Here is a 23,811-nt window from a genome sequence, read left to right as displayed (position 1 = left end):
GCAATCGAATGGCCGCCGGTGCCGTCATGAGGTTGGGTCAGGGGGTGACCACCTCGTTCTCGCCGGCTGTGCGCCGGTTGATCATCGCGACCCTCGTCAACACACTGGGCAACGGTGTGTACGCCGCGATCGGGGCGATGTACCTGACGCGCGTCGTGGGACTGTCGGTCGCCCAGGTCGGGATCGGCCTGACCATCGCGGGGATTGTCGGGCTCATCGCCAGTACGCCGCTGGGCGTGGTCGCCGATCGGCTCGGACCTCACCGCGCGTACGTCGGATTCCTCCTGCTGCAGGCGATCACGATGAGCGCGCTGACCCAGGTGCACTCGTTCGGCATGTACGTCGCGGTGGCCGGAGTGACCGCGATCGCGGACTCCGGGCAGCGTGGTGCGAAGGGCGCGCTGATCGCCGGATTGGCGGAGGCCGATCAGCGGGTGCGGACCCGCGCGGTCATGCGAGTCACCACGAACATCGGGATGGGCGTCGGCCTGGCGCTCGCCGGGATCGTTCTCGCGCTCGACAAGCCCAGCCTGTACGTCGGTGCGCTGCTCGCCAACGCGGTCACCTACGTCCTGACGGCCGGGGTGATCCAGTTCGGTGTGCCGGTGGTCGCCGGGGTCGCCGCCGCATCCGGGCCATCGGGATTGACCGCGCTGAAAGACCGGCCGTTCCTCGCGTTCGTCGTACTGGACGGGATTCTGAACCTGCATCACTCGATGGCGCAGCTCGCGATCCCGTTGTGGATCGTGACGGCCACCGATGCGCCGCGGTGGATGATCTCGGTGCTGCTCGTGATCAACGCGATCGCGGTTGTGCTGTTGCAGATGCGCACTGCACGCGGGACGGAACAGTTGGCTGGTGCTGCGCGAGCTGGTCGTCGTGCTGGGCTGCTGCTCGCGGCTGCGTGCGCGGTGCTGGCGATCACCGATGTGACATCGGGGCCGGTGACGATTGCGTTGTTGATCGTCGTGGCGATCGTGCATGTGCTGGGGGAGATGCTGCAGTCGGCGGGTGGGTGGGGCATCAGTTTCGAGCTCGCGCCGCCTGGGGCGCAGGGGCAGTACCAGGGCGCGTATGCGATGGGGCACCAACTGGGTGACCTGGTTGCGCCGCTCGTGCTGACCACGATCGCGGTCAGTTGGGGCTGGCCCGGGTGGCTGCTCACGGCGGCGATCTTCGGGATCGCGGGCGCGTTCGTACCGGTCGTCGTACGGCGTCATCCGGCGGCGCGGGCGGCCGCCGTACCGGGGGTCGGCGTCGCGACATGAGACGAGTCGCGGGGTGGTCCTGGTGGGTGAAACACTGACACGCGTGTACACCCTTGACCTGAACCCGGACGAGTTGCTCACCACGACCCGCGCTGTTCGCAAGCGCCTGGACCTGGAGCGGCCCGTCGAGCCCGAACTGATCCGTGAGTGCATCGAGATCGCGACCCAGGCCCCCTCTGGCAGCAACGGCCAGGGCTGGCACTGGCTGGTCGTCACCGACCAGGAGAAGCGCGCCAAGATCGCCGAGTACTACCGCACCTCCCTGCACGCCTACTTCGCGGCGAACGCGGCCGCGCGCGGGCCCGAGACCGACCCGGTACAGAAGCGGGTGTACGACAGTTCGGCGTACCTGGGGGACAACCTCGGCAAGGTGCCCGTGTTCGTGATCGCGTGTATCACCGCGCCGAAGCTGCCGGCGGGCAATCAGGCCGGTCTGTGGGGGTCGATCCTGCCGGCCGCGTGGAACTTCATGCTCGCTGCGCGGGCCCGTGGGCTCGGTACGACGTGGACGACGCTGCACCTGAAGTACGAGCAGGAGGTCGCGGAGCTGCTCGGCGTACCGGCTGATGTCCGGCAGGGCGTGCTGATCCCGGTCGCGCACACGATCGGTACCGACTTCAAGCCGGGCTCCCGCAAGGACCTGGATCCGATCGTCCACTACGACAAGTGGTGACCTCGGAATAGACCCCCTCTCGTTGTGCGTTGACATGTCAACCTAGACTTGTCGATGTGGAACAGGAGCAGCGGTGATGAGCGATCTCGAGTTCGGTCTCGATACGTTCGGGGATGTGCCGGAGGGTCCGACCGGTGAGCTGGTGTCGGATGCGGCGGCGATCCGGCAGGTGGTGCAGGAGGCCGTGCTGGCCGACGAGCTGGGCGTCGACGCGATCGCGCTCGGCGAGCACCACCGGCCGGAGTACTCGATCTCCTCACCGGAGACGGTGCTCGCCGGGATCGCCGGGCAGACTTCGCGGATCAAGCTGGGCTCGGGCGTGACCGTGCTCAGCTCGGACGACCCGGTGCGCGTCTTCCAGCGGTTCTCGACCGTCGACGCGCTGTCGAACGGCCGCGCCGAGGTCATCCTCGGGCGCGGCTCGTTCACCGAGTCCTTCCCGCTCTTCGGGTACGACCTGGCCGACTACGAGGTGCTGTTCGAGGAGAAGCTGCAACTGTTCGCGCGGCTCCTCGAGGAGAAGCCGGTGACCTGGGAAGGTACGGTCCGCGCGTCCCTGGACAACGCTGACGTCTACCCCAAGACCGAGTCCGGCCGGTTGAAGACCTGGGTCGGCGTCGGTGGCTCACCGCAGTCCGTCGTCCGTACGGCGTTCTACGGGTTGCCGTTGATGCTGGCGATCATCGGCGGTTCGCCGGAGCGCTTCGCGTCGTACCTGGATCTGTACAAGCGAGCCTCCGAGCAGTTCGGCACGGTCGCACAGCCGGTCGGCATGCACTCGCCGGGCTTCATCGCGGACACCGACGAGGCGGCGAAGGAGATCTACTACCCGCGCTACAAGGTGATGCGGGACCGGATCGGCGCGCTGCGCGGCTGGCCGCCGGTGAAGCGGTCCGAGTTCGACGCGGAGGTCGCCCACGGTTCCCTGTACGTCGGTTCGCCGGACACCGTCGCGCGCCGGATCGCAGGGGCGATCCAGAAGCTCGGCGTCGGCCGGTTCGACCTGATCTACTCGTCCGGCTCGGTACCCGGTGCTGACCGGCTACGGGCGGTGGAACTCTATGGCAGCAAGGTGATTCCGATGGTGCGCGAGATCCTCGCGGAGCAGTCGTGAGCGACGCGGGTCTGAGTGACGCGGGGCTGAGTGACGCGGGTCTGAGTGACGCGGGTCTGAGTGACGCGGGTCTGAGTGACGCGGGTCTGAGTGACGCAGGGCTGAGTGACGCGGCGCTGAGTGACGCGGGGTCGGGCGGCTCGGCTCCGGGGCGGCCGACTCTTGCGATCCTGGGCGCGGGCAAGGTGGGGACGGTGCTGGCGCGGCGGGCGATCGCGGCCGGGTATCCGGTCCTGATCGCCGGGTCCGGTGCGGTCTCGAAGATCGCGCTGATCGTGGAAGTCGTCACGCCCGGCGCGGTCGCGACGACCGCGGCCGACGCGGCGGCGCGGGCGGACGTGGTGATCCTGGCGCTGCCGCTGGGTAAGTACCGGACGATTCCGGTCGACGCGTTGCGCGGCAAACTCGTGATCGACGCGATGAACTACTGGTGGGAGGTCGACGGCATCCGCGACGACCTCACCGATCCGCGGACCTCGTCGTCCGAGCTCGTCCAGGAGTACCTGCCCGAGTCGCGTGTCGTGAAAGCCTTTAATCACATGGGTTATCACGATCTCGAGGACGGCGCTCTGCCGGCCGGTTCACCCGGCCGGAAGGCGATCGCGGTCGCCGGTCCGCCGCTGGAGGTGGCCGAGGTGGCCGGTCTCGTCGACGACCTCGGCTTCGACCCGGTGATCGCCGGTTCGCTGGCTGACGGCGTACAGCTCGAACCCGGCACCGAAGCCTTCGGCGCCAACGTCACCGCTTTGGAACTCCAGGAGATGCTCGACCGCTTCCCGGAGTCGCCGCGAGGTCTCGCGGTCCGGACGGCCCGCGCCTGACACCCGCCGACCGAGTCGGGCCGGTGGCTGGGGAGATCTCGTTGTCGTTTCCGGGGTGTAGCGCCGGCGCCGGTTGCGTCCGAAGACACGCCGTACCAGGCCCGCGGGTCCTTCGGACGTCAGCTCGGCGGCAGGCCGGTTGACGCCAACCCTGACCCGCTAACTAACCGGCTTTGGGGCGGGCCCACGAGGTGGTGGGTGAGCCCACCGCAGGCGGCTCGCCCACCCATCACCAGTTGGGTCAGCCCACCAAATGGGGCTCTTCTGAACCCAGTTCGTGGGCGGTTGCGGCGTACCGCTCTCTTCTTCGTGTGGTGGGTCAGTTGGCCGGTGTGCTGGCTGGGTGCTGTTTCACCGTTGGCAGTAGGTGAAGTTGCTGGGGTGGGGACAGGAAATGGGGGCTGTGAACAAGGCATAACTTGTTCAAGGCCCCCGCAGGGGGTGCACACCCCCGGGTTGTATCCGGCGCCCCGGGTGCCGGACCTGTGCCACTGTCTAACCTCTCGTGCGGCTATTCGTGCAGGTGATGTTGAGCGTGAAGTGTCCGAGCCGCGCAGAGTTAGACAGTGCTGGCGGTCCGCCTCGGCTACCCCACGCCCCCGCAGCCGAGCCTGACGGCGACTAGGTCTTGGCGGCCGTCAAGCGTGGTCCGCAACCATGACGTCCCGAAGGACGCGCAGCACGTTCTCGCCGAGGATCTTCCGGATGTCGGGTTCGCCGAATCCGCGCCGTACCAGGGCCTCGGTGATCTTCGGCAGGTCCGAGGGACGGGCGATCTCGGCGTGGGCGGTGGTCGCTTCGAAGCCGGGCGGCAGGATCCAGCCGCCGTACACCTGCTGGTAGTAGTCGTCGATGAAGTCGGGACCGAGCCCGACATGGTCGATGCCCGCCACCTCGACGATCCGCTCGATGTGGTCGACGACCCGGTCGGCCGTGGGGTGCTGGGCGTCGATGAAGAACGGGATCGCCGCGGCCACCCCGATGACACCACCGAGCTGCGCGATCCGCCGGATGTGGTCGTCGTGGAGATTGCGGTGGCTGTCGGTGATGCCGAGGCAGGCCGAGTGGGTCGCGAGGAACGGCCTGGTGGCGAGTTCGAGCACGTCGTCGACGCCACCGAGGCCGAGGTGGCTGATGTCGAAGACGATGCCCAGCTCCTCCATCTCGCGCAGTGCCTCGATGCCTTCCGGGGTGAGGCGGCTCCGCGAGGTCGTGTCGAGGCCACTGCCGTCGGCGAGGAACGTGCGGCCGAAGTGGGCCATGGACACGACCCGGACGCCCACCCGGTGCAGCGTGCGGACGAGCGCGACATCCTGGCCGATCCCGTGCGCTCCCTCGAGCGCGATGACGAGCGCGATCTTTCCGGCGGCGACGGCCGCGTCGATCTCGGCGCCGGTCACGCAGACCGCCACGTCGTCGCTGTGTTCGGCGGCGAGGCGATGGATGCGCTCGACGAGCAACAGGGTGCGCCGCAGACCGCCCTCGGACTGGAAGGCCGGTTCGAGGCAGATCGGCAGGATCTGTACGTCGACGCCTCCGGTCCGCAGCTCGGGGAGCCAGAAGTCCTTGAAGTGGCCGGGCTGGTTGCGCTGGTCGAAGTGGTCGACCAGCAGGATGAGGTCGTTGTGGCAGTCCACGACCACGGCGTCCTGGTGCAGAGACATGACGCGAGTCTAGTAATCCGGCCCTGAGGCGACCGCTAGTAGCGGTCGATCGGGAACTCGGCCGAGGCGCGGCCGAACGTGGTGTCCAGCAGTACGTCGTCTTCCGCGACCGTGGGTCGCGTGCGGTCTGTCTCCAACAGACGTAGCAGTGCCAACAACCGGCGCGTCACTTCGCACATACCGGATCACCCCCTTCCAGCCTCCCTATCGTTGGGAAGGGCCCGAACGTTTCGCGCAATTTTGTTGCGGTCGGCAACCGGGACTCCGGCGCAGGGTTCGGGGCCGGGTACCGGGCCCGGGTGAGACCTGTCGACGCGGCCGGTCGGTGAGGAGCAGTCATGGTGACGATTCAGCGGGTGATGACGGTCGAACGGCCTGCGGAGGCCGTGTTCGGGTATCTCGCGGACTTCGAGAACACCGTCGAGTGGGACCCCGGCACGGTACGTACGACGCGTCTGGAGGGCGGCGGAGGCGTGGGGACGACGTACCGCAATGTCTCGCGGTTCGGGGGCCGGGAGACGTCGCTGGTCTACACCGTCGACGAGGTGACCGCACCGGAGCGGTTGCGATTCCGTGGGGAGAACAAGACGGTCACTGCGCGCGACACCATCACGCTGCGGCCGGTGACAGCGGGTGAGACCGAGCTCACATATGTGGCCGAGTTCGAGTTCCACGGTGTGGCACGGCTGGTGGTGCCGTTCATGGGACGGCAGTTCGCGAAGCTCGGCGACGACGCGGCGGCCCGGCTGCGCGACGTACTGGGAAATCTCTGACCTGATCCGACCCGTCCGGACGACGGGCGGCTCCGAAGGCCCTGGACAGGAACTGTCTGCGCCGAGGGAGCTTTGTGTCCAGGAGAGACGACCGCCCTGCCGTTGCTGTGATCGGTTCTGGGGTTGCCGGACTGACGGCTGCATATCTACTACGACGGACCTGCCGGGTAACGGTCTTCGAGGCCGACGACCGTGCGGGCGGTCATGCGCACACCCATGCGCTGGCCGACAGCATGGGGCAGGAGCATCGGGTCGACTCCGGGTTCATCGTGCACAACGAGCGGACCTATCCGCAGTTGCTCCGGCTCTTCGACGAGCTCGGGGTCGAGACGCGGCCCACCGAGATGTCGATGAGCATCCGCTGCGACGGCTGTGGCCTCGAGTACGCCGGGGGCCGGGGCGCGGCGTCGATCTTCAGCCAGCCGCGACGGATCTTGGACGTGCGGTTCCTGCGGATGCTGGGAGAGGTACGGCGGTTCCACTCCGAAGCGCTCTCAGTCTTGCGTTCCGGTGATACCGGGATCACGTGGGGTGAGTTCCTAGCGGCGCAACGGTTCTCGGCGTACTTCGTCCGGCACTTCGCGATCCCGCTGGTGTCGTGTGTCTGGTCGAGCGGGTCGGCCGAGGCTGAGCGGTACCCGGCGCGGTACCTGTTCCAGTTCCTGGATCACCACGGGATGCTCGCCATCAGCGGTTCGCCGCAGTGGCGCACGGTCGTCGGCGGTTCGCGCACGTACGTCGATCGTGTCGTCGAGCGGATCGGCGACGTACGGCTGTCGGCCCCGGTGCGGGCGGTGCTGCGGCACGACGACGGGGTCGAGGTGGTGACGCCAGATAGCGCTCTCTCGTTCGACCGCGTGGTGCTCGCGACGCACGCGGATACCGCGCACGACCTGCTCGTCGATGCGACACCGGACGAGAAGTCATTGCTCGATGCCTTCGACTATTCGGTGAACCCGACCTGGCTGCACACCGACGCCTCGGTGCTGCCGGACAGCGCGCGGGCACGGTCGTCGTGGAACTACCGCTTGCGCGACTGTCACGCGGACGAATCGCAGGTGCTGGTGAGTTACTGGATGAACCGTTTGCAGGGACTCGATGCTGCCGACCAGTACCTGGTGACGCTCAACCCCGACGGCTGGGTCGACCCGGCGGCGACGGTCGCGCGGATGACGTACGCCCATCCGATCTTCACGCCCGAATCGGTTGCCGCGGCGCAGGCCTTGCGGTCGGCCGGCGGGCCGCGGCTCGCCTTCGCCGGTGCTCACCTCGGGTGGGGTTTCCACGAAGACGGTTGTCGCTCGGGAGTCGAGGCGGCAGAGAAGTTCGGCGGCACGTGGTGAGCGCTCTCTCACGTTCTGAGATTGCATTGCCCGCGATTGTTCCCGGGTGGGTGGCGCACACGAGGCGGTTGCCGCGACGGCAGCGCTTCCGCTATCGCACGTACCAGTGGCTGGTCGATATCGATGAGCTGCCGACGATGCGTCCGTTCGCGTCGTTCCGGCCGGCTGACCATCTGAACGGGGGAGAGCGCTCCCTGCGCGAGAACCTCACGGCGTTCGTCACCGCGCAGGACGAGGTGCTGGAACCCGACGACCAGGTGCTGATGCTCGCCAACGCGCGCTGCTTCGGCTACGTCTTCGATCCGCTCAGCGTGTACTGGTGTTTCGCGTCGGACGGCTCGCTGCGATGGGTCGTTCTCGAGGTCCACAACACGTACGGCGAACGCCATCCCTACCTGGCCCATCCGACCGCGGACGGCCGGTTCACGGTCGAGAAAGCGTTCTACGTGTCGCCGTTCTTCACAGTCGAGGGCATGTACGAGGTGGTACTCGACCTGACACCCGACCGGGTCGCGGTCGCGATCAACCTGCGCCAGAACAGCACGCGCGCATTCAGTGCCACGTTTACCGGCAACCCGCGCCCGGCCAGCCGCCGTACCGTCCTCGCCGTCGCCGCGCGCACCCCCTTCGTCACGCATCAGATCTCATTGCTGATCCGTCTGCACGGCATCGCCCTTTGGCTGCGCCGTCTCCCTGTCGTCCACCGTCCGCCGCACCTCCCACCTCAAGGAGCCTGATGTCCACCTCACAGGCCGCCGACCGCGTCACTACGACCGTCGACTCCACCCGCTGGCCTCGAGTCGCTCGCACTCCACACCACCCTGTTCGCGCGGCCTTGGCCCGCCAGGTCTTCAACCACGCAACCAGGCAACTCGCTATCTCCGTTCAGCTTCCGGGTGGCCTCCCGGTGCGCGCGGGGAAGCCGGTCTTCGAGGTGGTCTCGGACCGGTTCTTCGATCGCCTCGGCAAGGATCTGAAGCTCGGCTTCGGTGAGTCGTACATGGCGGGGGAGTGGCGGGCCGGCGAGGGCACCGACCTGGCCGACCTGCTGACGGTGTTCGCGCGCCAGCTCACCGAGCTGGTACCGCGCGGGCTGCAGCGGTTGCGGCGAGTGGTGGATCAGCCGATCGCTCGACTCAATGATCGGGCCGGAGCGCGCTCCAACATCGCGCACCACTACGACCTGTCGAACGAGCTGTTCGCGACCTTCCTCGATCCGACGATGACCTACTCGGCGGCTCTCTTCGACTCGGCCGACGATCACCACCGAGCGCCGTCCGACCATGAGCTGCTCGCGATGGTGCAGCGTCGCAAGATCGACAACATCCTCGACCTGGCGGGCGTCACGGCAGGCACGCGAATGCTGGAGATCGGCACGGGCTGGGGGCAGCTCGCGATCCAGGCCGCACAGCGTGGTGCCGAGGTGCACTCGATCACGCTCTCTGCCGAGCAGCGCGACCTTGCCCGCAAGCGGATCTCCGAGGCTGGTGTCCACGCAGACGTTGAACTGTGCGACTACCGCGACGTGCAGGGCCAGTACGACGCGATCGTCAGCGTGGAGATGATCGAGGCGGTCGGTGAGGAGTACTGGCCGACCTACTTCGCGACCGTCAACCGGTTGCTTGCGCCGGGTGGCCGCTTCGGTCTGCAGTCGATCATCATGTCGCACGAGCGGTTGCTGGCCACTCGCAACAGCCAGGGCTGGATCCACGAGTACATCTTTCCGGGCGGTCTGATTCCGTCCGGCGAGGCGATCCGTACGGTTGCCGCCTCGGCCGGCCTCGAGATCGCCAGTCAGCGCGACTTCGGACCGGACTACGCGCGCACGTTGCGTCTCTGGAGAGAGCGCTTCACCGCGAACACCCCGACCGTCGCGGAGCTCGGTTTCGATGCGGTGTTCCGGCGGATGTGGGAGTTCTACCTGGCCTACTCCGAGGCAGGGTTCCGCTCGGGGTACCTGAACGTCGCACAATTCGCACTGACCAGGAGATGACCATGGAGCTGACCGGACGCCGAGTCTGGATCGTCGGTGCATCATCCGGGATCGGGGCTGCCCTGGCCGGGGTGCTCGATGCTCGCGGCGCGCACGTGGCCGTGTCGGCCCGCCGGGAGAGCGCTCTACGTGATCTCGCCGGCGATCGGATGGCCGTCGTACCGGTCGATGTCACCGACGCTGCTGCGGTACGCCGGGCTGCCCACCGGGTGGTCGAGGAACTCGGCGGGCTGGACATCGTCGTACTGAGTGCCGGCTATTGGAAGCAGTTGACCGAGTTCGATGCCGAGTCGTTCCAGCGGCATCTGGATGTGAACCTGTCCGGGATGGCGAACTGCCTGGAGGCGGTCATCCCGCGGATGCAGGCAGCCGGCGCCGGGATCATCGTGGGGATCTCGTCGGTCGCGGGATTGCGGGGACTGCCTGGAGCTGAGGCGTACGGCGCGACCAAGGCTGCGCAGATCAATCTGCTCGAGGCGCTGCGGGTCGGCCTGCAGCCCAAGGGCATCGACGTGGTGACGGTCTGCCCGGGGTTCGTCGACACCGAGATGACCGAGACGAACCAGTTCCCGATGCCGTTCATGGTGACCGCGCCGGTCGCCGCCAGAATGATTGCCGACGGCATCGAAAAGCAGAAGGCGCGGATCGTGTTTCCCTGGCAGATGGAGGTGTTCGCGCAGCTGGCACCGCTCGTGCCCGATCGGTTGTGGGCACGGTTGTTCCGGCCGAAGAAGTAGTTCCGTCCTGCGGCGCCGGAGCCTGCCCTGTCTCCGGCACCGCAGGAGGTTCAAGAGGTCAGGGGCGTCCGGGCAACCGGTAGTTGTCGCCGAGGACCTGACCGCGGTCGGGCTTGTAGAGGTCGAAGCCGCGCGAGTTGCATTGCAGACCACCGTTGATGCAGTGGCTCACCAGGGCCGCCAGCGTCGGCACGTCCCACGCGTTGAAGAAGTCGTAGTGCCAGGAGTACCCACGTCCACTGGCCAGCCGGATGGCGGACTCGTCACCGTCGGCAGGGAACGCGATCTTGAACTCCAGCATCGGCACCGGGTTGGGGTGCGAGGCCGGGCAGACGCCGTTGACCGGGTAGGCCATGTGGCTCTTGTGGTCGGCGGAGTCCAGGTCGCGGCCGTTCCAGCAGCTCGGTGCCTGGTACCGGATGTTCAGCTGGGTACCCGCCGGGCAACTGGCCGGGAAGTCCCAGTTGTGCGAGCTGTCACCGCACTCCCAGCCTTCGACCGCACCTGGTGACGTGCGGAACGCGTCCAGGGTCGCGGTCGGGCTGCCGACGACGTACCGGAGTCCCGGCGGGAACGGCCGGACCTTCGTGTAGTCGAGGATCCCGGACTTGTAGTAGATGGTCTGGGCCCAGGTCTGGATGATCGGGTCGTTGCCGCGGAACATCGTCGGCCACCAGTACGCCGACAGGTCGTCGGGATTCAGGCAGGTGGTCGCGTACGGCCCGGCCGCGTTCAGGCTGTTCAGTGTGGTGGCGGCATTGGTGGTGGTGTTGCCCACGAAGCTGTGCTCGTGGGACGCGCCCGGCATGTTCGGGAACACGATCGGGTCGTCGGTCGCGCGGTGGTGGACGGTGCAGTTGACCTGGAACTCGTGGTGCGTGACCAGGTCGTCGGCTTGGGCCGGCGAACCGGCGAGGGCGGTCAGGACGGCCGCGACGACACCTAGTGCGGTGCCGCCGGCGGCGACCCTTGTCTTCCAGGTCAGTGCAGATTTCCTTCGAGAGAACACGGAGCTCCTCCGTTTCGGGGGATTCCGCGGGGCGGCGATCGGGTCAGGGACGGCAGGGTGATCGGGGTGGCCCGCGGTCGGACGGATCGCGGGAGAGCGCTCTCTGGAACACCATGATCCTGCCCTCCAATACTGTCAACCCTCCGTAGTTCCGGAACCACGCTGAGCGTGAATCCGGCGTTCCGAGGCATTGACAAGCCGTCCGGGGGCGGGCAACCATCGGTCCGCGAGAGAGCGCTCTCTCACCCTCTCTCCCGTCCAGGAGCTCTCCCGCACAAGGAGTCCGCCCGATGAACCTTTTGCCCGCTCTCCGTGCCCGCCGACGCCGCCGTACGACCGCCGCCCTGATCGCGGTGGCCTTGGTGGCGCTCGGCAACCTGGTGGTGTCGACCGTCCCGGCGCAGGCCGCGACCCTGTTGTCCCAAGGCAAGTCAGCGACCGCGTCGACCTCCGAAGGAGCCGGTACGCCGCCGTCCGCCGCCGTCGACGGGGACGCGAACACCCGATGGTCGAGCACGTGGGCCGACAACCAGTGGCTGCAGGTCGATCTCGGCGCGACCGCGACAGTCGAGCAGGTCGTCCTCCAGTGGGAGGCGGCGTACGCGACCGGCTACCGCATCGAGGTCTCGGCCGACGGCCAGCAATGGAACCCGATCTACAGCACGACCACCGGCCACGGCGGCACCGAGACGCTGAACATGAGCGGCAGCGGTCGCTACGTCCGGATCTTCGCCACGACCCGCGCCAACGGGTACGGCGTTTCCCTGTTCGAGTTCAAGGTCTTCGGTACGCCGGGCGACAGCGGGCCGCCGCAAGGATCCGGAACCGTCCGGATCGCAGGCACCCAGGGGAACTGGCAGTTGTTGGTGAACAACACCCCGTGGGTCGTGAAGGGCCTGACCTGGGGACCGCCGACGAGCGAGGCCGCCCAGCGGCTGCCGGAGCTGAAGGCGATCGGCGTCAACACGGTCCGCACCTGGGGCACCGACGGAACTTCGAAGGCCTTGTTCGACGCGGCTGCCGCGAACGGCATGCGCGTCGTCGCCGGCTACTGGCTCCAGCCCGGCGGCGGTCCCGGCAGTGGCGGTTGCGTGAACTACGTGACGGACGCCAACTACAAGACCACGATGCTCGGTGAGATCCGCCGCTGGACGACGGAGTACAAGGACAACGCGGGCGTTCTGATCTGGAACGTCGGCAACGAATCTGTACTCGGCCTGCAGAACTGCTACTCGGGCACCGAGCTCGAGAACCAGCGGATCGCGTACGCGACGTTCGTCAACGATGCGGCCAAGGCGATCCACGCGATCGACCCGAACCACCCGGTCACCTCGACCGATGCCTGGACGGGCGCTTGGCCGTACTACAAGCAGTACTCGCCGGACCTCGACCTGATGGCGGTCAACTCCTACGGCCACGTCTGCCAGGTCAAGCAGGACTGGATCAACGGTGGCTACAACAAGCCGTACATCCTCACCGAGGGTGGACCTGCCGGTGAGTGGGAGGTGCCGAACGACGCGAACGGCGTACCGAACCAGCCGACCGACCTGCAGAAGCGCGACGGATACACGCAGGCCTGGAACTGCATCATCGGCCACACCGGTGTTGCGCTGGGGGCGACGCTGTTCCACTACGGCAGCGAGAACGACTTCGGTGCGGTCTGGTTCAACATCACGCCTGGCAACGAGAAAAGCCTTGCCTGGTACGCGATTCGGCAGGCGTTCGGCGGTCCGGGTGGTGGCAACACGTCTCCGGTGATCACGAACATGACGCTGAGCCGGACCACCGACGTACCGGCCGGCGGCACGATCTCGGTCAACGTCGCGGTCACTGATCCCAACGGGGATGCGCTCTCTCACGAGTTCAAGGTGGGCGGGAAGTACATCGACGGGAGCGGGGCTCTGGTCACGACACCGTCGAGCGGGAACGGTCCGTTCACGGTCACGGTGCCGCAGCGGCTCGGCGTCTGGAAGCTGTACGACTACGTCCGGGACGGCAAGGGGAACGTCAGTATCGAGACGCGATCCTTCCGGGTGGTGGCTCCGCCGGTCGACGGCACGAACATCGCCCGCGGCAAGCCGGCGACAGCATCGTCGTACCAGCAGACCGGGAACGGAGCGCCGTACCCGCCGTCGAACGTGACGGACGGGAACAACGCGACGCGCTGGGCGAGCGACTGGTCGGATCCGCAGTGGGTGCAGGTCGATCTCGGTTCGGTGCAGTCGTTCGACCGGATCCAGCTGATCTGGGAGGGAGCGTTTGCCCGCGAGTACCGGGTTGAGGTCTCCGATGACGGGAGCGCCTGGAGAGCGCTCTACAACACCTCTGCCGGCAACGGCGACGTCGATGACATCACCACCGGCGGGACCGGGCGCTACGTCCGGCTGACCGGTACCGCGCGCGGCTCGGCGTACGGGTATTCGCTCTACGAGTTCGGGATCTACAAACGCTGATATCCCCACAGACCGGTACGGCGGCCTACCACCTGGGGCCGCCGTACCCTGTGGATAACTTTTGAGGGGGAAGCGCGTGTCCCGGATACCATCCGATGCCATGACCCGACGGACCGTGACCTTGGAAGACGTGGCCAAGGCTGCAGACGTTTCGCGCGCCACCGTGTCCCGGGTGGTGAACCGCAAAGCCACAGTGGACGAGGAGATCCGTCGGCGCGTGCTCGACGCGATCGCCGCCACCGGCTACGTCCCGAACGCCGCGGCCCGGACGCTCGTCAACCGGCGGACCGGGATCGTGGCGCTGGTCATGTCCGGCTCCGACGGTTCGGCCGCCGAGGCTTTCGGGGACCCGTTCTTCGGGCGGATCACCGGTGGCGTCGTGACCTACCTGCGTGAGCGGGCGATGCATCCGACCCTGCTGCTGGCCGATTCCGATGAAGCCCGGCAGGAGGCACTCGACTTCGTCCGGCGCGGAAACGCCGAGGGAGCCATCCTGGTCTCGACCCATCCGGGTGACCCGCTGCCGCGGCTGTTCGTCGACGCCGGTGTCCCGGCCGTGCTCTTTGCCCGTCCTTCCGACCCGGTGCCGATCAGCTTCGTCGACCTGGATCACGAGGCCGGCGCCGCCCTGGCGGCCGCCCACCTGGCCGAGCGAGGCTGCCGGCAGGTTGCCACGATCGCCGGTCCCGCCGACCTGCCCGCCGCGAACAGCCGGCTCGCCGGTTTCCAGCGCGCGATGGAGCGGCACGGTGTCCCGTACGTACAAGTTGCCCATGGCAACTTCACCGCCGACAGCGGTGAGCAGGCGATGATCGAGCTGCTGACCGCGATGCCCGGCGTGGATGGAGTCTTCGCCGCCAATGATCTGATGGCGGTCGGTGCGCTGCGGGCGTTGCGCGACCGTGGTCGCGACGTACCGGGTGAGGTCGCATTGATCGGCTTCGACGACAGCGAGCCGAGCCGGATGTCGCGCCCGCGGCTGACCACGATCTCGCAGCCGGTCGAGGAGATGGCCGCCACCATGACCGCGATGCTGCTCGACCGGATCGCGACCCCGGACGTGCCGCCCGCGTCGGTCGTCTTCCAGCCCGAGCTGATCCGTCGCGAGTCTGCCTAGCTCTAGCCCGTCCAGCCGCGCCCGGCGCCCACCGGAAGTTCCGGAACCAGGCTGGGGGAACGTTCCCTTGACAGCGAACCGGGGCGCGGCCACTCTCTGAGAGAGCGCTCTCTCGGACCTTTCCGCCCTTCTGATTGGTGTCGCCATGGATGTGTCGTCGCGCCTGCGTGCGCGTTCTCTGCTCGTTCTTCAGAGCCTTACTGCCCTCGCCCTGGTGGCGGCCGGTCTCGGCGCTGGTGACGCCGCGGCCGGGTCCCGGCAACAAGATCGGCTGGCCGCCTGCGGTACGGCGAACGCCGCCCTGAACCGCCCCGCGACCGCGTCATCGGTCGAGAACGCCGGCGTACCGGCGTCGGCCGCGGTCGACGGGAACCCGGGAACGCGCTGGGGGAGCGCTTTCTCGGATCCGCAGTGGTTGCAGATCGACCTCGGATCGAAGCTCAGCATCTGCCAGGTCGCGCTGACCTGGGAGACGGCGTACGGAAAAGCGTTCCGGATCGAGGTCTCCGACAACGCCACTGCCTGGTCCCAGATCTACTCGACCACGACCGGGACCGGAAGTGCGCAGACGCTCGATGTCACCGGGAGCGGGCGCTACCTGCGGATCACCGGCACACAGCGCGCCACTGGCTACGGGTACTCACTTTGGGAGGTGGCAGTGCGCACGAGCGACGGCACCGGTCCGGTGATCCCACCGACCGATCCGCGCAATCCCGACTTCGGGCCGAACGTCTTCGTCTACGGACCGGGCAGCTCGCAGCCGGACATGCAGAACAAGCTGAACCAGATCGCCACCGAGATGCACACCAACCAGTTCGGCACCCAGCGGTACGCCGTCGTGTGGAAGCCGGGCACCTACACGGCCGACGTGAACCTCGGTTTCTACACGCAGGTCGCGGGGCTCGGGCTGTCGCCGGACGATGTGAACCTCAACGGCCATGTCAGGGTCGAGGCCGACTGGCTTCAGCAGGGTGACAACCCGAACAACAAGGGCAATGCCACGCAGAACTTCTGGCGGTCCGCCGAGAACCTCTCGGTCACCACGCCGGCCGGTCAGATCGAGCGCTGGGCGGTGTCCCAGGCAGCGCCGTACCGGCGGATGCATCTGAAGGGTGCGCCGGAGGTCCAGCTGTGGAACGGCGGTGACGGCTGGGCGAGCGGCGGACTGTTCGCGGACAGCAAGATCGACGGTCGCGTCGTCTCGGGCTCGCAGCAGCAGTGGTTCTCGCGGAACTCCGAGTTCGGCAGTTGGGCCGGTTCGGTCTGGAACATGGTCTTCGTCGGGACGAACGGCGCCCCGCCGCAGCACTTCCCGGACCCGGCGCACACGGTGGTCGGCCAGACCCCGAAGGTCCGGGAGAAGCCGTTCCTCTACTTCGATGCTGCTGGCAACTACAACGTGTTCGTCCCGGCGGTGCGCACCAACTCGGCCGGCACCAGCTGGTCGCAGGGACCGGCCGCCGGATCGTCGATCAGCCTGGCCGACTTCTCCATCGTCAAGCCGGGCGACTCCGCCGACACGATCAACGCGGCCCTTGCTGCAGGCAAGCATCTGCTGATCACCCCCGGCGTGTACCACCTCAACGACACGATCCGGGTCACCCGGCCCAACACCGTCGTACTGGGGCTCGGTCTGGCCACGCTGATCCCCGACACGGGCAAGGCGGCGATCAGCGTCGCCGACGTGGACGGCGTCAAGCTCGCTGGGATGCTCATCGACGCAGGCTCGGTGAACTCGCCGTCCCTGGTCGAGATCGGTGCGGCCGGCTCGACCGCGAGCCACGCGGCGAACCCGACCTCCCTGCACGATGTGTTCTTCCGCGTCGGCGGTGCGCACCTCGGCAAGGCGAGTGTCAGCTTGCAGGTGAACAGCAGCGACGTGATCGGCGACCACCTCTGGCTGTGGCGCGGTGATCACGGCGACGGCGTCGGCTGGAACGTCAACACCGCCGCGAACGGACTCGTTGTCAACGGCAACAACGTCACCATGTACGGCCTGTTCGTCGAGCACTACCAGCAGTACGAGACGCTGTGGAACGGCAACGGCGGTCGCACGTACTTCTACCAGAACGAGATGCCGTACGACGTTCCCGACCAGGCGTCGTGGTCGAGTGGCGGCGGTACTCAGGGCTGGGCGGCGTACAAGGTCGCGAACAGCGTGACAACCCACGAGGCGTGGGGAGTGGGCAGCTACTGCTTCTTCAGCCCGAACAACTCCATCGTGGCGTCGCGCTCGTTCGAGGTCCCGGACACACCGGGAGTGCGCTTCCACGACCTGGTCTCGGTGTCACTCGGCGGCGTCGGCACGATCTCCAACGTCATCAACAACACCGGCGGTACCGCGAACACCGCCAACCAGCAGCGCTACCTACCTAGCTACCCCTGAGGTGACACAGGCGAGTACGGCGTTGTCCCGGCGCCGTACTCGCCTGTCACAGTCTCGGGTACCACCTGCGCAAGGGTGTTGACCTGAAGGCCGGAGATCCGTCGCCACTCATCGTTCGCATGGCGTCAGCGTGCGTGCATGCCACCACAGTGGTCGATTGCGTTGCAGGTTCCTGCAATCTGGTGCCGATCCGGGGTGTCGGCCTCGGCGTAGCGGACGCCGGCGGCGAAGCGGGTCTTCACCTCGAGCACGTCCATCAGCTTGGCCACCTCGTAGCGCACAGTGCGGACGCTCAACGTCAGCCGCTCAGCGATGTCCTCGTCGGTGCAGCCGTCGCCCAGCAGTGCGGCGATGACGTGCTGGCGAGGCGTCAGACCGGCGGTGTAGTGCTGGCGGAGCTCGGCGGCCCGGACCGCGCCGCGCCGGACCGCCTGCAGGTACTGCTTGGCTGCGTTGACGGCCTCGGTGCCGTGAATCATCATCAGGCTCCGCCGGTCGTCCAGGACCGGGCCCTCGACGATCACGCGCTCACCGTCCAGCAGTTTGAGCTGGATCGGCCCGAAGGCCACGTGGTAGGGCATGTCGTCGGCAGCGACGATGAAGTCGGTGACGGTCGGCGAGCCCTCGCTGATGTCGAAGAAGCTCGTCATCCGCACGCCCGACTCGACCAGCTCCCGGTTGCAGCGGTCGCTGGGAGCGAACGACTCGACGGTCTGGTGCCGGGTCCAGGTCACCGCGGTGAGCTCTCCGGCCCGCCCGCAGTGTTCCTCGAGCCAGTCACGCAGCGCGAAGCGGTCCGAGACGACGAACACCTCGGCGTCACAGGGACGCCGGGCGAGCAGATCGTCGCAGAACCGGGCCCGGACGACCTGGAGCCGCAGCGACGCGTCCAGGACCTCCTGCCTGCTGAACGTCGTGGCGCCCCGCCGGTGCATCGTGTTGTGCATGCTGATCTGGCGCATCTCTACCACCCCGTGAATGCTGAACGGCCCCCCAGCCGCCCGTCATGTTCTCACGTAACCGGGCCGTCATGGCGGGAATGGCGTGTCCGCAGCAATCGTCTGGCTACTGTGGCAGTTGTCTACTGTGCAGTGAACGCCCACGACGCGAGAGGGTGCAGATGCTGGGACTGCCGACGGGGATCCGGGTCTGTCTGTTCGATCTGGACGGAGTGCTCACCGATACCGCGGCCGTGCACGCCGCTGCCTGGAAAGAGATGTTCGACCAGTTCCTCAAGAGCTACTCGGAACGTCATGGTGTCGAATACCGGCCGTTCGACGCACGGGCCGAGTACGACGACTATGTCGACGGCAAACCGCGGATGGACGGCGTCCGCGACTTCCTGACCTCGCGGGGCATCACCCTGCCGGAGGGAACGCCCGACGACCCACCGACCGTCGAGACGGTCAATGGGCTCGGCAACCGCAAGAACGAGGCAGTGCAGCAGCGCATCCGTACCGAGGGCGTGCACGTGTTCGAGGGGTCCCGGCGGTACCTGCAGGCGGCTGAACAGGCCGGACTGCGGCGTGCGGTCGTCTCGTCGAGTGCGAATACCCGGGAGGTGCTCGACGTCACCGGCCTCGCCCAGTACGTCGAGGAGATCGTGGACGGCGTGACGATCCGGACCGATGGTCTGAAGGGCAAGCCGGCGCCGGACACGTTCCTGGCCGCGGCCAAGCGGTTCGGGGTCGACCCGTCCCAGGCGGCGGTGTTCGAGGACGCACTGGCCGGTGTCGCGGCCGGGCATGCCGGCGGCTTCGGGCGAGTGGTGGGCGTGGACCGTGTCGGCCAGGCTGCTGAGCTCGCCGCCCACGGCGCGGATGTCGTCGTACAGGATCTGGCCGAGCTGCTGGACGGGGGAGACCGATGATCGACCGCGGACAGCACCCAGTCGAGCCATGGCGATTGCGGGAGACCCGGCTCGGGCTGGACGACCTTGCGCAGTCGGAGTCGCTGTTCGCGCTCTCCAACGGGCACATCGGTCTGCGAGGCAATCTGGACGAGGGAGAGCCGTATGCGATCCCCGGTACCTATCTGAACTCGTTCTACGAGGCACGCCCACTTCCGTACGCCGAAGCGGGCTATGGCTACCCGGAGTCCGGCCAGACGCTGGTCGACGTGACCAACGGCAAGCTGATCCGGCTGCTGGTCGACGACTCGCCGTTCGACGTTCGCTATGGATTCCTGACCAGGCACGAGCGGTCACTGGACTTCCGGACCGGTCTGCTGGAGCGCGACGTCGACTGGACGTCACCGGCAGGCAAACGCATCCGGGTGCGCAGCCGGCGGCTGGTGTCGCTGACGCAGCGTGCGGTCGCAGCGATCGAGTACACCGTGGAGGCGGTCGACCAGCCGGCTCGGTTCGTGATCCAGTCCGAGCTGGTGGCCAACGAGGCGCAGCCGACGCTGTCCGACGACCCCCGCGTGGCAGCGGTGCTGGACAACCCGCTCAAGCCGGTCAGCCACGACGGTGGCGAGAACGGCGTCGTACTGATTCACCGGACCACGCACAGCCGGCAGTTGATGGGTGCGGCGATGACGCACGAGGTGGAGGCACCCACCCGGTTCGAGATGCACCAGGACGTCCGGGAGGACTGGGCGCGGACCACTGTGATCTGTCAGCTCCAGCCGGGCGAGACGCTGCGCGTGGTGAAATACCTGTCCTACGGCTGGTCGAGTCTGCGATCAGAAACCGCGATCCGGGACCAGGTGGCTGCTGGACTGTCCAGTGCGCGCTTCTCGGGCTGGGACGGTCTGGTGAAGCAGCAGGCCGAGTTCCTGGACGACTTCTGGGACGGCGCCGACGTCGAGGTCCAGGGCGACCCGGAGCTGCAGCAGGCCGTGCGTTTCGCGCTGTTCCACGTCCTGCAAGCAGGTGCTCGGGCAGAGCGGCGGGCGATCCCTTCCAAGGGACTGACCGGTGCTGGGTACGACGGCCATACCTTCTGGGACACCGAAGGCTTTGTGCTGCCGGTGCTGACCTACACGATGCCGGATGCGGCCGCAGATGCCCTGCGCTGGCGTCACACGACACTGAGTATGGCCAAGGAGCGCGCCGACGTACTGGGTCTGCGCGGCTCGGCATTCCCCTGGCGAACCATCCGTGGTCAGGAATGCTCTGGCTACTGGCCAGCCGGTACGGCGGCCTTCCACATCAACGCTGACATTGCCGAAGCCGTGATGCGGTACCACCGGGCCACTGGCGACGACCAGTTCATCGAAGAGGTCGGTCTGGAGCTCCTGGTCGAGACTGCCCGGCTCTGGGCCTCACTGGGGCACCACGACACCCATGGGCGATGGCATCTGCCCGGTGTGACCGGACCGGACGAGTACAGCGCGGTCGCCGACGACAACGTCTTCACCAACCTGATGGCCGCGCGGAACCTGACGGCGGCGGCTGAGCTGTCCGCACGGTTCCCAGGGGTGGCTCGCACGCTCGGCGTTGACAGCGAGGAAGAGGCGACCTGGCGCGACGCCGCAGCGGCTGTCTACATCCCGTACGACGAGGCGCTCGGTGTGCACCCGCAGTCCGAGGGCTTCACGGGTTATGCCGTCTGGGACTTCGAGGGTTACAAGGCGAAGTACCCGCTGCTACTGCACGCGCCGTACTTCCAGCTCTACCGGATGCAGGTGGTCAAGCAGGCCGACCTGATCCTGGCGACGTACTGGTGCGGTGACGCCTTCACGGCTGAGGAGAAGGCGCGCAACTTCGAGTACTACGAACGGATCACCGTGCGGGACTCGTCGCTGTCGGCGTGTGTGCAGGCGGTGATGGCGGCCGAGGTCGGTCAGCTGGACCTGGCCTACGACTATGCCTACGAGGCCGCGCTGATCGACATGAGGAACCTGCACAACAACACCGGCGACGGACTGCACATGGCGTCCCTGGCCGGCGCCTGGACCGCGCTGGTCGCCGGGTTCGGTGGGCTGCGGGACACCGGTGGCGTCCTGGCCTTCGATCCAGCGCTGCCACAGGGCCTGACGAAGCTGTGCTTCTCGATCCGGTGGCGTGGCGTGCGGCTGACGGTGGACATCGACGCAGGGTCGGTCACCTACACGGTGCGCGACGGCGTGGACGCCAGCATCACCTTCCAGCACGCGGGAGAGGAGCTCACGGTCACGGCCGGTACGCCGGTCACCCGGCGTCTGACCAAGCGGGTGCCGATCCTCGGCCGGCCGACCCAGCCGGTCGGCCGCGAGCCTCGCCCGGCCTTCGCGGGCGAGGATCGGTGAGCCTTTAGAGATCGGGGTGGTGGGGCGGGGAAGGTGTTCAGGCTAGTTCTTGGCGGCGAGCTTCTCGGCGGTGCCGACCAGCATCACCGAGGCGATCACCGCGACGATGAAGCCGAGGACGTTGAGCTCGAAGATGCCACCGGTGCCGAGCAGGTTCGCGATCGTGCCGCCGATGACGGAACCCGCCAGGCCGAGCAGCAAGGTGGCGAACAGGCCGAGGCGCTGCTTGCCGGGGGTGAAGAGCCGCGCCAGCGCCCCGATGATGAGTCCCGCGACGATGAAGCCGATCATGTGCTTTTCCTCCGAGTGTGTACTGGTCTAAGACCAGTGTGGCGGCTCGGAAGTCGCCGCACAGGTGGAGATCACCCTGATCGCCCCCGGAGACCACCCTGGGATCAGGTAATGGCTTGAGCGTCGAACAGCAGGGTGTTCTCCTGCAGATGCGGCACCCGCTCCAGTCGGCTCAGCGCCTGCGCCATCGCCCGCTCCGCAGCGGCTTTGCTCGGCATCAGCGTCTCGAAGGCCAGCTGGCACGGACTGCCGGTCCTGAGCAGCTCGGCGTAGAACTCGATGTCCTGCAGGTCCACTCGCTCCTTGAGTAGCAGCCGGGTGGCCTTCCCGCAGCGCAGCAGACCTGTGTAGAACGTCTTCGGTGCCGGCGTCTTCACCGCGACGGCCTGATCGGCCAGCGCCTTCAGGACGAAGTACTCCGCACTGGCGGTCTGCTCCCGCAGATAGCGCAGACCGGCCACCTCGCCGACGCTGTCGGTCAGGCCGCAGACCGCCCAGCCCGGCGGCACGATGAGTGCCTGGGAGGCGGGAACGTGGCCCGGCAGCGCATTCAGGGGCGACAGGATGCCGCTGTTCGCGACTGCGTTCAGAGCAGTCTTGCTGGCGGTGTCGGACGGGCTGGCGAACGGTGCGGGCAGCGCCCGCGTGCTCCACTTCGCATCCGGTACGACGATCACCGCGAGGTTCCCGGTGTTCTTGAGCAGCAGCGTGGTCCGGGAGCTGTCCGTCGCCGCCTCCAGCCGGATACCGTCCACCGCGGTGGCGGCCGGAAGCCGCAGAGTCGACTTCGTACAGTCGGCCGCCGCCCTCGGGGAAGCCGTCGGCTTCTTGCTGGTCTTCGGCACCGGTGCGGTCGGTACGTCGCTGCCGACGTACTCCGAACCGACTGCGCTGGAGCACCCGGCGACGCCGAGTGCCATGAGCGTCACTGCAAGCACTGTGGGCACGACTGCCCGACTACGTCCCGCCTCCACGTTGTCTCCCCCTGAATCGTGCAACCGGACTCACTAGGTCCCCACCTGCCCGGTTCACACCCCAGTGTCGCACTGTGCTCCAGCCCGAGACAACGCCGCTCACCGGTCCGAGGGCAATGCCTGCAAAAACCAGAGAGAGACCGAGGGCCTGACGGGTGGACAGGGACTCGCCCGAGGCGATCAAACCGAGCAGTACGCCGGTGACTGGGTTCAGTAGTCCGATCAGACCGACAGCGGCCGCGCTGAGGTGGCGGAGGCCGGTGAACCAGGCAGTGAAGGCCAGTGCGGTCGCCACTAGGCCGACGTACGCGAAACCGGCGACTGCCGGCAGATCGAGGGCAGGTGGGCCGCCTTCGAAGATCAGCGCGAACGGGATGAGAACCAGCCCGCCGGCGATCAGCTGCCAGGAGGTGGTGGCAAGGGGACCGTCGGCGCGACCCCACTTCTTGGCCAGCACATAGCCGCAGGACGACATGGTCAGCGCGGCCACCGAAGCTGCCACTCCGCGCAGGTTCACGGACGACGCACCGCCGCCCAGTAGTAGACAGACACCGCCGAAGCCGCCTGCAGCGCCGACCAGCACACTTGCAGTTGGCCGCTCGGACAGTAGCGCCCATGCGAACAGCGCCATGGTCATTGGTGCTGCAGACATGATTGTGGCCGCCAGACTAACCGGGAGCAGCTGTGCGGCCAGATAGATCAGCGCGAAGAACGCGCCCATGTTGCACACGCCCAGCAGCAATGAGCGCCACCACCACACGCCGTGCGGGAGCCGACGAGCTATGGCAAGCAGGAGCAGTCCTGCGGGCAGTGCGCGGAACACAGCGCCGTACAAGGGATATCCGGCCGGGAGGTACTCGTGAGTGACGAAGTAGTTCGTCCCCCACGCCACCGGTGCGATCGCGGTCACGAGTGCCCACCGGTAGGTATTTTCCATGGAAGACACTATATCTTCCCGGGAA

Annotated in this window: 21 protein-coding genes; 14 read left to right on the top strand and 7 right to left on the bottom strand. The window is 67.4% G+C overall.

Features of this window, described 5'->3' with window-relative positions; genetic code table 11:
- Window positions 1–44: 44 nt before the first annotated feature.
- The 4 genes from ACFVWG_RS22905 (at window position 45) to ACFVWG_RS22890 (ending at window position 3,876) form a co-directional block, all read left to right on the top strand.
- Window positions 45–1,268 carry an MFS transporter gene (locus ACFVWG_RS22905; RefSeq protein WP_391545392.1) on the top strand — a complete coding sequence of 408 codons (1,224 nt, stop codon included), beginning with the start codon at window positions 45–47 and terminating at the stop codon, window positions 1,266–1,268.
- Window positions 1,269–1,311: 43 nt separating this feature from the next.
- The gene (locus tag ACFVWG_RS22900) at window positions 1,312–1,941 is read left to right on the top strand and encodes a nitroreductase family protein (protein ID WP_391545391.1); all 630 of its coding nucleotides are present in this window, start codon (window positions 1,312–1,314) and stop codon (window positions 1,939–1,941) included.
- 76 nt (window positions 1,942–2,017) lie between these two features.
- Complete coding sequence (locus ACFVWG_RS22895; RefSeq protein WP_391545390.1) at window positions 2,018–3,055, top strand: LLM class flavin-dependent oxidoreductase; 1,038 nt, start codon at window positions 2,018–2,020, stop codon at window positions 3,053–3,055.
- Window positions 3,052–3,876 carry an NAD(P)-binding domain-containing protein gene (locus tag ACFVWG_RS22890; RefSeq protein WP_391545389.1) on the top strand — a complete coding sequence of 275 codons (825 nt, stop codon included), beginning with the start codon at window positions 3,052–3,054 and terminating at the stop codon, window positions 3,874–3,876. The genes ACFVWG_RS22895 and ACFVWG_RS22890 overlap by 4 nt, the downstream gene beginning before the upstream one ends.
- Before the next feature lie 638 nt (window positions 3,877–4,514).
- Here the strand turns inward: ACFVWG_RS22890 and ACFVWG_RS22885 are convergent.
- Both ACFVWG_RS22885 and ACFVWG_RS22880 read right to left on the bottom strand, forming a co-directional pair.
- On the bottom strand, window positions 4,515–5,540 hold the full coding sequence (locus tag ACFVWG_RS22885; protein WP_391545388.1) for a dipeptidase: 1,026 nt from the start codon (window positions 5,538–5,540) through the stop codon (window positions 4,515–4,517).
- Window positions 5,541–5,575: 35 nt separating this feature from the next.
- The gene (locus tag ACFVWG_RS22880; protein ID WP_391545387.1) at window positions 5,576–5,719 is read right to left on the bottom strand and encodes a hypothetical protein; all 144 of its coding nucleotides are present in this window, start codon (window positions 5,717–5,719) and stop codon (window positions 5,576–5,578) included.
- 159 nt (window positions 5,720–5,878) lie between these two features.
- Here ACFVWG_RS22880 and ACFVWG_RS22875 point away from each other — a divergent pair, with 159 nt between their 5' ends.
- From ACFVWG_RS22875 to ACFVWG_RS22855, 5 genes are all read left to right on the top strand, one after another.
- Window positions 5,879–6,313 (top strand): SRPBCC family protein, encoded by a 435-nt coding sequence (locus ACFVWG_RS22875; RefSeq protein ID WP_391545386.1) that lies wholly within the window; start codon window positions 5,879–5,881, stop codon window positions 6,311–6,313.
- A gap of 74 nt (window positions 6,314–6,387) precedes the next feature.
- Window positions 6,388–7,656: an NAD(P)/FAD-dependent oxidoreductase gene (locus tag ACFVWG_RS22870; protein ID WP_391545385.1), complete on the top strand. Its 1,269-nt coding sequence runs from the start codon at window positions 6,388–6,390 to the stop codon at window positions 7,654–7,656.
- Window positions 7,650–8,393, top strand: coding sequence for a DUF1365 domain-containing protein (locus ACFVWG_RS22865; protein WP_391545384.1), 744 nt, complete (start codon window positions 7,650–7,652; stop codon window positions 8,391–8,393). Before ACFVWG_RS22870 ends, ACFVWG_RS22865 begins: the two co-directional genes overlap by 7 nt.
- Window positions 8,393–9,649, top strand: coding sequence for a class I SAM-dependent methyltransferase (locus tag ACFVWG_RS22860; RefSeq protein WP_391545383.1), 1,257 nt, complete (start codon window positions 8,393–8,395; stop codon window positions 9,647–9,649). Before ACFVWG_RS22865 ends, ACFVWG_RS22860 begins: the two co-directional genes overlap by 1 nt.
- Before the next feature lie 2 nt (window positions 9,650–9,651).
- A complete protein-coding gene (locus tag ACFVWG_RS22855; RefSeq protein WP_391545382.1) occupies window positions 9,652–10,386 on the top strand; it encodes an SDR family NAD(P)-dependent oxidoreductase in 735 nt (244 codons plus the stop codon).
- Between the two features lie 58 nt (window positions 10,387–10,444).
- Here ACFVWG_RS22855 and ACFVWG_RS22850 read toward each other — a convergent pair whose 3' ends face one another.
- The gene (locus ACFVWG_RS22850; RefSeq protein ID WP_391545381.1) at window positions 10,445–11,395 is read right to left on the bottom strand and encodes a DUF1996 domain-containing protein; all 951 of its coding nucleotides are present in this window, start codon (window positions 11,393–11,395) and stop codon (window positions 10,445–10,447) included.
- Window positions 11,396–11,685: 290 nt separating this feature from the next.
- On the opposite strand from ACFVWG_RS22850, the gene ACFVWG_RS22845 reads away from it, so the two are divergent.
- The 3 genes from ACFVWG_RS22845 (at window position 11,686) to ACFVWG_RS22835 (ending at window position 17,351) form a co-directional block, all read left to right on the top strand.
- Window positions 11,686–13,848, top strand: a complete 2,163-nt coding sequence (locus tag ACFVWG_RS22845) for a discoidin domain-containing protein (RefSeq protein ID WP_391545380.1) — start codon at window positions 11,686–11,688, stop codon at window positions 13,846–13,848.
- A 100-nt stretch (window positions 13,849–13,948) separates the two neighbouring features.
- Window positions 13,949–14,965 carry a LacI family DNA-binding transcriptional regulator gene (locus tag ACFVWG_RS22840; RefSeq protein WP_391545379.1) on the top strand — a complete coding sequence of 339 codons (1,017 nt, stop codon included), beginning with the start codon at window positions 13,949–13,951 and terminating at the stop codon, window positions 14,963–14,965.
- Window positions 14,966–15,110: 145 nt separating this feature from the next.
- The gene (locus ACFVWG_RS22835; protein WP_391545378.1) at window positions 15,111–17,351 is read left to right on the top strand and encodes a discoidin domain-containing protein; all 2,241 of its coding nucleotides are present in this window, start codon (window positions 15,111–15,113) and stop codon (window positions 17,349–17,351) included.
- Between the two features lie 125 nt (window positions 17,352–17,476).
- On the opposite strand, the gene ACFVWG_RS22830 is transcribed toward ACFVWG_RS22835, so the two are convergent.
- Window positions 17,477–18,313, bottom strand: coding sequence for a LuxR C-terminal-related transcriptional regulator (locus ACFVWG_RS22830; protein ID WP_391545377.1), 837 nt, complete (start codon window positions 18,311–18,313; stop codon window positions 17,477–17,479).
- A gap of 158 nt (window positions 18,314–18,471) precedes the next feature.
- Here ACFVWG_RS22830 and ACFVWG_RS22825 point away from each other — a divergent pair, with 158 nt between their 5' ends.
- On the top strand, window positions 18,472–19,221 hold the full coding sequence (locus tag ACFVWG_RS22825; protein WP_391545376.1) for a beta-phosphoglucomutase family hydrolase: 750 nt from the start codon (window positions 18,472–18,474) through the stop codon (window positions 19,219–19,221).
- Window positions 19,218–21,584 carry a glycoside hydrolase family 65 protein gene (locus ACFVWG_RS22820; RefSeq protein ID WP_391545375.1) on the top strand — a complete coding sequence of 789 codons (2,367 nt, stop codon included), beginning with the start codon at window positions 19,218–19,220 and terminating at the stop codon, window positions 21,582–21,584. The genes ACFVWG_RS22825 and ACFVWG_RS22820 overlap by 4 nt, the downstream gene beginning before the upstream one ends.
- 42 nt (window positions 21,585–21,626) lie before the next feature.
- Here ACFVWG_RS22820 and ACFVWG_RS22815 read toward each other — a convergent pair whose 3' ends face one another.
- From ACFVWG_RS22815 to ACFVWG_RS22805, 3 genes are all read right to left on the bottom strand, one after another.
- Window positions 21,627–21,875 (bottom strand): GlsB/YeaQ/YmgE family stress response membrane protein, encoded by a 249-nt coding sequence (locus ACFVWG_RS22815; RefSeq protein WP_391545374.1) that lies wholly within the window; start codon window positions 21,873–21,875, stop codon window positions 21,627–21,629.
- A gap of 104 nt (window positions 21,876–21,979) precedes the next feature.
- Window positions 21,980–22,804: a hypothetical protein gene (locus ACFVWG_RS22810; protein WP_391545373.1), complete on the bottom strand. Its 825-nt coding sequence runs from the start codon at window positions 22,802–22,804 to the stop codon at window positions 21,980–21,982.
- Between the two features lie 28 nt (window positions 22,805–22,832).
- On the bottom strand, window positions 22,833–23,786 hold the full coding sequence (locus tag ACFVWG_RS22805; protein WP_391545372.1) for an EamA family transporter: 954 nt from the start codon (window positions 23,784–23,786) through the stop codon (window positions 22,833–22,835).
- Window positions 23,787–23,811: the final 25 nt, after the last annotated feature.

The organism is Kribbella sp. NPDC058245, from assembly GCF_042882005.1.
In the GTDB taxonomy this organism is placed as follows: Bacteria; Actinomycetota; Actinomycetes; order Propionibacteriales; family Kribbellaceae; genus Kribbella.
This window is presented reverse-complemented; position numbering and strand designations above follow the sequence as displayed.

Coding starts and splice junctions, on each gene's coding strand:
- ACFVWG_RS22875 (WP_391545386.1), top strand. CDS start 5,879: ATGGTGACGATTCAGCGGGTGATGACGGTCGAACGGCCTGCGGAGGCC.
- ACFVWG_RS22860 (WP_391545383.1), top strand. CDS start 8,393: ATGTCCACCTCACAGGCCGCCGACCGCGTCACTACGACCGTCGACTCC.
- ACFVWG_RS22835 (WP_391545378.1), top strand. CDS start 15,111: ATGGATGTGTCGTCGCGCCTGCGTGCGCGTTCTCTGCTCGTTCTTCAG.
- ACFVWG_RS22885 (WP_391545388.1), bottom strand. CDS start 5,540: ATGTCTCTGCACCAGGACGCCGTGGTCGTGGACTGCCACAACGACCTC.
- ACFVWG_RS22805 (WP_391545372.1), bottom strand. CDS start 23,786: ATGGAAAATACCTACCGGTGGGCACTCGTGACCGCGATCGCACCGGTG.
- ACFVWG_RS22815 (WP_391545374.1), bottom strand. CDS start 21,875: ATGATCGGCTTCATCGTCGCGGGACTCATCATCGGGGCGCTGGCGCGG.
- ACFVWG_RS22820 (WP_391545375.1), top strand. CDS start 19,218: ATGATCGACCGCGGACAGCACCCAGTCGAGCCATGGCGATTGCGGGAG.
- ACFVWG_RS22895 (WP_391545390.1), top strand. CDS start 2,018: ATGAGCGATCTCGAGTTCGGTCTCGATACGTTCGGGGATGTGCCGGAG.
- ACFVWG_RS22855 (WP_391545382.1), top strand. CDS start 9,652: ATGGAGCTGACCGGACGCCGAGTCTGGATCGTCGGTGCATCATCCGGG.
- ACFVWG_RS22830 (WP_391545377.1), bottom strand. CDS start 18,313: ATGCGCCAGATCAGCATGCACAACACGATGCACCGGCGGGGCGCCACG.
- ACFVWG_RS22825 (WP_391545376.1), top strand. CDS start 18,472: ATGCTGGGACTGCCGACGGGGATCCGGGTCTGTCTGTTCGATCTGGAC.
- ACFVWG_RS22845 (WP_391545380.1), top strand. CDS start 11,686: ATGAACCTTTTGCCCGCTCTCCGTGCCCGCCGACGCCGCCGTACGACC.
- ACFVWG_RS22880 (WP_391545387.1), bottom strand. CDS start 5,719: ATGTGCGAAGTGACGCGCCGGTTGTTGGCACTGCTACGTCTGTTGGAG.
- ACFVWG_RS22840 (WP_391545379.1), top strand. CDS start 13,949: ATGACCCGACGGACCGTGACCTTGGAAGACGTGGCCAAGGCTGCAGAC.